We start from the raw sequence: 7,150 nt of genomic DNA on the forward strand, positions 1-7,150 counted from the left end.
CTCCTGAAGCGCCTCGCATTCACGCGGCGCGCTTGAGCTCTGTTTTAGCGGACGCTGGCGACCGCGTCGGAGCGGCCGTCATTGATCGTCACCCAAACGCCGGAATTCTGGTCCGACTGGCGCTTGAGATAGGTGTAGTCGGTGTCCGTCCAGGACAGGACCTTGGTCTCAAGATTGTCGAGGATGAATTCTCCGAGGCTGGTGCGCACGGTCAGCACCGCGTGGCCGTCGCCATTCGGCTGGCGCGCCACCGTCATCAGCAGATTGCCGGCGGGGACGCCCACATCCATCAACTCGCGGCGCTTTTCCAGCGCGTAATCCTCGCAATCGCCATAGCCATTGGCCGGATAGGCCCAATATTCCTCGACACCGTAGTTTTCCATGTCGGTGCGCGGCTTGATGCGGGTGTTGACCGAATTGTTGATGTTGACGATCGTCGCCCACAGCTTGCGGGTCAGTTCGACCGGCGCACCCCTGCGGGTCCGTTCGCTGCATTCGCCGGGAATGCGCTGGCAGAACTCATAGTGACCAACAGGCTGGGTGGTGCGTCCGCCGGTGTGCATATAGGCCGGTCCCGCGGCATATGCTGATCCCCAAGCGGAAAGCTGCATCGCCATTGCCGCCAGCAACAGCTTGCCCCTCGTTTTCTTCATTGTTGTAGTCTCCCCGTTCGAAGGAGACATTGCCACATGTGGATTTATTTGACGCAAAAGCGCGAAGTAGATATTGAGTAAAAGTCCAATAGAATAAACGTAAAATTTGAATCATTTGAGTATTAATTCGTTTGGATATTGGGGCCCCTCACGACGGGGGCGGAGGGCTTCCAGGCCCCTCCAACAGCGGCCGAAGCATGCCATGGCGTCGAAAACAAAAAACCGGCCGCAAGGGCCGGTTCCTGGAATGTTGCTGTCGGGCCTGCTCAGGCGCGTGGCGTGTTGAATTCGGAATCAAGCGTTTCGGGACGCTGGATCACAGCGAATTCGATGGCGACGCCGTCCTCGAAATGACGCACGACCTGCCCGCGCATGGTGCCAAGCATGACCTGGATGCCGATCGCCGGTTTGACGTCGATTTCGACAGCGGCGCCGGAGAGCGAAAGGTCGATGATGCGGCACTGGTACTGGCGGCCGTCGGTGAGCTGCAGCACGCTTGTCGGATTGCGCGGTGCGACGCGCTCGTGGCGGCGATCTTCCGGCAGGTCGAGTTCATGCTTGTTGGCCAGCCAGGTCAATTGCGCGGCCAGCTTGTCCTTCTTGCGATCCGACGCAATGACGGTCATTGCGAAACCGTCCTGCAGGGTGCGTGTGACGACGCCTTCGATGCGGCCGATATGATCGATGTAGGCGATGATTTTTTCGCCGGGCATGCCGATGCGGTCGGTGCGAAACGCGACATTGCCCGGTGACATGTCGACGACCTGGCAGGGATGTTCGGTGCGGTCTTCCAGCATGAAGCGTCCGTAAATTTTAACCCGGACGCGCTGAAAGTTTCGCCTTTCAGCTTGGGACGGCGCATAGTCGACCGCCGCTGACCTCATGACTGCCTACACCCCGTTTGGCATCCCGCGCGCCGATGCGAGGAACTTCATCACAGAAGTACAACAAAGCGGGTTAACAAAGGGGAAAAGCGGGCGCTCCAGCGTTTTCCTTTTTGCAGGCCGTGGTGCCAAAACCGCCGCGCAGTTTTGGGCGACGTGCATCAGGTCTCAAAAAACAGCGGACTATTCCTCGCGCCCGCCATCGAAGACGACGAGATGACGGATGCGACGCACCCGGCCGAGCGCCGAGATCGTCTCGGGTGCCCCAAGTTCATCGGGAACAAGCGAGGGAACATCGATCGCCGGGCGATTGTTCAGAAGCTCCTTCTCCGGATCTATGACGCGGATTGAATCGATCAACGCATCGGTGATCGGATCGGCACCCAGCCAGAAGGGTTTCTCCACGGCGCTGATGACGCCCAGGCAGCGCGGATTTTCGACGCCGCCGTCCAGCGGCAGGGCAAGCAGTTCGAACTTATTGGAGCGCCCGTTGCGGCTGAAGCCCTCATAGCTGATGAGCACGACCGATTTCTGCTCGAACACGCCATGGATCAGGCGCGAGACGAGCCGCTGGTCCTTCTCGCGCCACAGCGATGGAAAGGAAAACCCCTTGAGCTCGCGGCCGTAGCAGGCGCAAAGCCTCGTGCCGGCCAGCCGGAATACGGCCTGTCCGCGCGTGTCACGTTCCAGGATAAAGGTGTCGGCCAGCAGCGACTTGATGTCGGCCGGTTCGACCTCCGAACGCTTCGGGGCGGGGCGTCCATCACGCAGGCGGTTCCAATATTGGAACAGCGTGATCGATCCATTCTGGTTCATGCTATGCTGCTCCGCGCAATCTGTCGTCTGATGTCCCATCGGTGAACAGAAGGGCGCCCTCCGAGGACCTACATGCGTTGCGGAGCAGGAAGCGTGCCAGCGTCGTTAACACTTGTTCACGGGTCGGGGTCGTTAAGGTTAACAAGTGGTTTACGTTGCGTCTGAGCCAGCCCCGTGGCACACAAAAACCACTCCAGAAGCGGTCGTTTCGCGACGATCGGCAGCACTTCAGTCAGAGTTTTAGGGGAGCAGGGGGCTCGACCGGCCGTTCAAGGGAAACCTTGAACGGCTTCTTTTTTGATTCGCGCCAGATGATTCGCGGTTTGCTGTTCGGTCCGCGTTAATCTAGATGCTCGAACCTGGAATCCCGCAGTGAGTGCAATTTCAAATGAGTGAACCGGTAATTCCCTCGGAAGCCGACCCGGTCGAGGGCGCGCCCGAGCCGCGGCGCGAGCCGGTGTTCAACCTGCCGCCCGTCGTGCTGGCGGTGATCGGCATCTGCGTCGTCGTCTATCTGTTGCAGCAATATGTGTTGAGCGAATCCCAGCAGATGACATTGCTGTATGACGGGGCCTTCATCCCCGTTCTCTACACCGGGCAATACGGCTTCGACTGGTTCCTGTTTTCGCGGCCCTTCACCTACGCGTTCATGCATGGCGGCTTTGCCCATATCGCCATCAACATGGTGTGGCTCGCCGCGTTTGGCTCACCATTGGCAAACCGTCTGGGAACGCTGTGGTTCGCGCTGTTCTTTGCCGCAACCGGGCTGGCTTCGGTCGCGCTTTTCTGGGCACTGCATCCTTACGGTGAGGCGCCGCTGGTCGGGGCTTCCGGTGCGATATCAGGCATGATGGGGGCTGCGGCGCGTTTTGGCTTCCGCACCGATCGTTCGGCCGGCAAGGCCGCCTTCGCCGGCCCGGTGCTGCCGATCGCATTCGTGTTGCGCTTGCGCGGTGTCGTGATTTTCCTTGCCATGTGGATGGTCATCAATCTCGCCACCGGCCTGCTCGGTTTTGCCCCGGGGGTAGACGGCCAGATCGCCTGGGAGGCCCATATTGGCGGCTTTGTCGCCGGCTTCTTCGGCCTGCGCTGGTTCGACAGGCGATGGCAGGCGCCCGAATGGGAGACGGCCGACCACCACACTTGAAATGCAACCGATCACGGCGCACGATGTTCACTCTTACGTGAAGGCCGGTCAGGGCAGGAACCGGCAGGCAAAGCAGAGGAGGACGCCATGACGGTTAAGGCAATTCTCGAGAGAAAAGGCCATGACGTGTTGACGCTCGGGCCGAACGAAAAGCTTAGCGAAGCCATCCGTATCCTGGCAGAGCACAAGATCGGGGCGCTGGTCATCACCAATGGCGATCGCAAGATCGTCGGCATCCTGTCAGAGCGCGATATCGTCCGGGTTGTCGCCCGCGAAGGTGGAGCCGCGCTCGATATCCCCGTGCGTTCGGCGATGACGCCGAAAGTGAAGATCTGCAACGAAAACCACACCGTCAACGAGGTGATGGAGATCATGACCCGAGGCCGCTTCCGCCATCTGCCGGTGGAAAAGGACGGCATGCTCGATGGCATCGTGTCCATTGGCGACGTGGTCAAGCGCCGCATCGAGGATGTCGAGCGCGAGGCCGACGAGATCAGAGCCTACATCGCCACCGCCTGAGCGGTGAGGCGAACCGCCGGCCGGAGAACCGACCGGCGGAGCCGTGGTTACCTGTTGTCGAGTTCGGAGCGGACGAGTGCGAGCCCGCGCCGGGTGATGCGGTAGGGTCCACCGTCAGACGAAGAAACAGCCTTCTTCCGCTTCAGTTTTCGAAACAGCTCGAGATCGACGCCCGGATAATGCCAGCCGTCGCGGGTCAGGCATTTGACGGAGGCGATCCGTTTCTTCTCGTTCTTTTCGATTTCAATGCGTCCGCCCTGCGCGAGCAGGTGCAGGATGCGCTGTTTCCACAGCGCCGCGCGTCCTCTTGCACGCGCAAAGGACGCTGTGGCACTTATGATTTGGCGCATGATCCTTTCCGAAAATCGATACCGATTTTCGGGGTCATGCGCTGCGCGAAATATCCATGTGAGAGTTTTCCGGGAAAACAAAAAATGCCGCCGCCGCGAAGCTTCGCGGCACGGGGTTTCAGGTTTTCTGCCCTGCCTCGCCAGGAGGTCAGGGCCTTACCGGGACTGAGCGTAAGTGGACATCCACTCTCCATTGGAATGGACCTCCCATAGGCGAACGCAGCTGAAAAGGCCAGTCCGCGGCTTTGCGCTTGTGTTTTTTGGGCGCTTGTCTCTTTTGGCGGTTTGCACTAGCGAAGTTGCACACCAAAGTGTGCGAAACGCATTATCCGCAGTTCCAATACGCAGGCCACCATGTCCCTCATCGACACCCGCACGCCCGACGCCAAGCGCCTTGTTTCCGGTGCCACCGGCGACTGGGAGATCATCATCGGCCTCGAGGTCCATGCCCAGATTACATCGGAAGCAAAGCTGTTTTCCGGCGCCTCGACCGCTTTCGGCGCGGCGCCCAACGCCAATGTCAGCCTGGTCGATGCGGCGATGCCCGGCATGCTGCCGGTCATCAACGAGGAATGCGTCAAGCAGGCGATCCGCACCGGCCTTGGGCTGAAAGCGCAGATCAACCACAAGTCGGTCTTCGATCGGAAGAACTACTTCTATCCAGACCTGCCGCAGGGCTACCAGATCTCGCAGTTCAAGCAGCCGATCGTCGGCGAGGGCACGGTGATCGTTTCCGTTGGCCCCGATCGTCAGGGCGAATTCGAGGACATCGAAGTCGGCATCGAGCGGCTGCATCTGGAGCAGGATGCCGGAAAGTCGATGCACGACCAGCATGTGACCATGTCCTATGTCGACCTCAACCGCTCCGGCGTGGCGCTGATGGAGATCGTCTCCAAGCCCGACATGCGCTCGGCCGACGAAGCCAAGGCTTATGTCACCAAGCTGCGCACCATCGTGCGCTATCTCGGCACCTGCGACGGCAACATGGACGAAGGTTCGATGCGCGCCGACGTCAACGTTTCGGTGCGCAAGCCGGGCGGCGAGTTCGGCACGCGCTGCGAGATCAAGAACGTCAACTCGATCCGCTTCATCGGCCAGGCCATCGACTACGAGGCGCGCCGGCAGATCGCCATTCTCGAGGATGGCGGCAAGATCGACCAGGAGACGCGGCTGTTCGACGCCGTCAAGGGCGAGACGCGTTCGATGCGCTCCAAGGAAGAGGCGCATGATTACCGCTACTTCCCCGATCCGGACCTCTTGCCGCTGGAATTCGACCAGGCCTATGTCGATGCGCTGGCCAAGGAATTGCCGGAACTGCCAGACGACAAGAAGGCGCGGCTGATCGCGTCGCTCGGCCTGTCGGTCTATGACGCCTCGATCCTGGTTTCGGAAAAGCCGATCGCCGACTATTTCGAGAAGGTGGCCGCCGGCCGCGACGGCAAGCTCGCCGCCAACTGGGTCATCAACGATCTGCTCGGGCAATTGAACAAGGCCGGAAAAGACATTGAAAACGCTCCGGTTTCCCCCGAGCAGCTTGGCGCGGTCATCGATCTGATCAAGGACGGCACCATTTCCGGCAAGATCGCCAAGGACCTGTTCGAGATCGTCTGGAATGAGGGCGGCGATCCGCGCCAGCTGGTCGAGAGCCGTGGCATGAAGCAGGTCACCGACACCGGCGCCATCGAGAAGGCCGTAGACGAGGTGATTGCAGCCAACCCCGACAAGGTCGAACAGGCGCGCGCCAAGCCGAGCATGGCCGGTTGGTTCGTTGGCCAGGTGATGAAGGTGACCGGCGGCAAGGCCAATCCACAAGCGGTCAACGACCTCGTCAAGACCAAGCTGGGCATCGAGTAGCGCGGTGTTTGTCCGCACCGCAGGTGAACGTGATCTGACGGCCATCCGGGCGCTGCTGGTCGAAACCTGGCACACGACCTATGACGCGGTCTATGGCCCTGATCGGATCGACCGGGTCATCGAGGATTGGTGTTCGCCGGCGAAATTGAGAGCTAGCCTTGAGCGGCCGAATGCCGAATTCCTGGTCGCCGACGACGGCAAGCGCATCGGCGGCGTCGCCTATGCCGAAAGCGTCGAAGGCGGCACCGTGGTCGACCTGCAACAGCTCCATGTCGCACCCGACCTGCAAGGCCGGGGCATCGGCGGGATGTTGCTCGATGAGGTGATCGAGAATTTTCCGGAAGCCCGCTCTCTACGCATCGAGGTCGTGGAGCAGAACAGGCGTGCGGTCGCCTTCTATCTGGCCAACGGCTTTGCCGAGATTGGCCGGGCCGACAATTATGGGCCGGCGCAGTCCGGTATTGCTGCGTTGATTCTTGAGCGGATGCTGACCGCCTGAGCGCTCGATGATCGCGCGATTGCATCACGTTGTTGCGAGTGGACCCTCGAGCACACGGCTTTCATTTGACGGCGCAAATATCGAGCGCAAAGCTGTGGCCGCTGACCCCAGCCATGATCGGTGTTTGACCGGTGGCATGCGAGGCAGCTTGGGGAATCGTCATGCCAAGCTTGCCGGAACTGATGCCGACACAGGTGTCGGACGAGACCTTTGGCGGCGTCACCTATCATATAGCGGGCGAGCTGGTGCCGGTGCTTTCGGTCGATGTCACGCGCATGCCGGTCTATTTCGAGCACCACATCCTTTTGTGGAAGAATTCCACCATCACCATCGGCCTGAAATCGCTGAAGGGCGCGCTGAAGCGGATGATGGCCGGCATGCAGATCTTCGTCACCGAGGCGTCGGGGGCGGGCATCGTTGCCTTCAGC

General features: G+C 60.5%; 8 protein-coding genes and 1 pseudogene. 5 read left to right on the plus strand and 4 right to left on the minus strand.

The window, feature by feature from the left end; all coding sequences use genetic code 11:
• Positions 1-44: 44 nt before the first annotated feature.
• The 3 genes from ENZ74_RS15750 to ENZ74_RS15760 all read right to left on the minus strand — a co-directional run bounded on the left by ENZ74_RS15750 (position 45) and on the right by ENZ74_RS15760 (position 2,353).
• A complete protein-coding gene (locus ENZ74_RS15750) occupies positions 45-653 on the minus strand; it encodes a transglutaminase-like cysteine peptidase (protein ID WP_063168098.1) in 609 nt (202 codons plus the stop codon).
• 266 nt (positions 654-919) lie between these two features.
• Entirely contained in the window at positions 920-1,537 is a 618-nt protein-coding gene (locus ENZ74_RS15755; RefSeq protein WP_013531341.1) for a PilZ domain-containing protein, read from the minus strand.
• Between the two features lie 183 nt (positions 1,538-1,720).
• Positions 1,721-2,353: a PAS domain-containing protein gene (locus ENZ74_RS15760; protein ID WP_024503876.1), complete on the minus strand. Its 633-nt coding sequence runs from the start codon at positions 2,351-2,353 to the stop codon at positions 1,721-1,723.
• A 388-nt stretch (positions 2,354-2,741) separates the two neighbouring features.
• On the opposite strand from ENZ74_RS15760, the gene ENZ74_RS15765 reads away from it, so the two are divergent.
• Positions 2,742-3,500: a rhomboid family intramembrane serine protease gene (locus ENZ74_RS15765; RefSeq protein ID WP_013531343.1), complete on the plus strand. Its 759-nt coding sequence runs from the start codon at positions 2,742-2,744 to the stop codon at positions 3,498-3,500.
• 87 nt (positions 3,501-3,587) lie between these two features.
• Positions 3,588-4,019, plus strand: a complete 432-nt coding sequence (locus tag ENZ74_RS15770) for a CBS domain-containing protein (RefSeq protein ID WP_013531344.1) — start codon at positions 3,588-3,590, stop codon at positions 4,017-4,019.
• Positions 4,020-4,066: 47 nt separating this feature from the next.
• On the opposite strand, the gene ENZ74_RS15775 is transcribed toward ENZ74_RS15770, so the two are convergent.
• Positions 4,067-4,369, minus strand: a complete 303-nt coding sequence (locus tag ENZ74_RS15775; RefSeq protein WP_082826465.1) for a YjhX family toxin — start codon at positions 4,367-4,369, stop codon at positions 4,067-4,069.
• A 354-nt stretch (positions 4,370-4,723) separates the two neighbouring features.
• Here ENZ74_RS15775 and gatB point away from each other — a divergent pair, with 354 nt between their 5' ends.
• From gatB to ENZ74_RS15795, 3 genes and pseudogenes are all read left to right on the plus strand, one after another.
• Positions 4,724-6,223: an Asp-tRNA(Asn)/Glu-tRNA(Gln) amidotransferase subunit GatB gene (gene gatB, locus ENZ74_RS15785; protein WP_063168097.1), complete on the plus strand. Its 1,500-nt coding sequence runs from the start codon at positions 4,724-4,726 to the stop codon at positions 6,221-6,223.
• Between the two features lie 4 nt (positions 6,224-6,227).
• Complete coding sequence (locus tag ENZ74_RS15790; RefSeq protein WP_063168096.1) at positions 6,228-6,722, plus strand: GNAT family N-acetyltransferase; 495 nt, start codon at positions 6,228-6,230, stop codon at positions 6,720-6,722.
• A gap of 161 nt (positions 6,723-6,883) precedes the next feature.
• A pseudogene (locus ENZ74_RS15795) lies at positions 6,884-7,150 on the plus strand (AIM24 family protein); the annotation flags it as partial.

It is taken from the genome of Mesorhizobium sp. M7A.F.Ca.CA.002.15.2.1 (assembly GCF_003998715.1).
GTDB classification, from domain to species: domain Bacteria; phylum Pseudomonadota; class Alphaproteobacteria; order Rhizobiales; family Rhizobiaceae; genus Mesorhizobium; species Mesorhizobium ciceri.

Excerpts from the sequence above, each read along its gene's own strand:
- ENZ74_RS15750 (WP_063168098.1), bottom strand. The coding sequence starts at position 653 with ATGAAGAAAACGAGGGGCAAGCTGTTGCTGGCGGCAATGGCGATGCAG.
- ENZ74_RS15755 (WP_013531341.1), bottom strand. The coding sequence starts at position 1,537 with ATGAGGTCAGCGGCGGTCGACTATGCGCCGTCCCAAGCTGAAAGGCGA.
- ENZ74_RS15760 (WP_024503876.1), bottom strand. The coding sequence starts at position 2,353 with ATGAACCAGAATGGATCGATCACGCTGTTCCAATATTGGAACCGCCTG.
- ENZ74_RS15765 (WP_013531343.1), top strand. The coding sequence starts at position 2,742 with ATGAGTGAACCGGTAATTCCCTCGGAAGCCGACCCGGTCGAGGGCGCG.
- ENZ74_RS15770 (WP_013531344.1), top strand. The coding sequence starts at position 3,588 with ATGACGGTTAAGGCAATTCTCGAGAGAAAAGGCCATGACGTGTTGACG.
- ENZ74_RS15775 (WP_082826465.1), bottom strand. The coding sequence starts at position 4,369 with ATGCGCCAAATCATAAGTGCCACAGCGTCCTTTGCGCGTGCAAGAGGA.
- gatB (WP_063168097.1), top strand. The coding sequence starts at position 4,724 with ATGTCCCTCATCGACACCCGCACGCCCGACGCCAAGCGCCTTGTTTCC.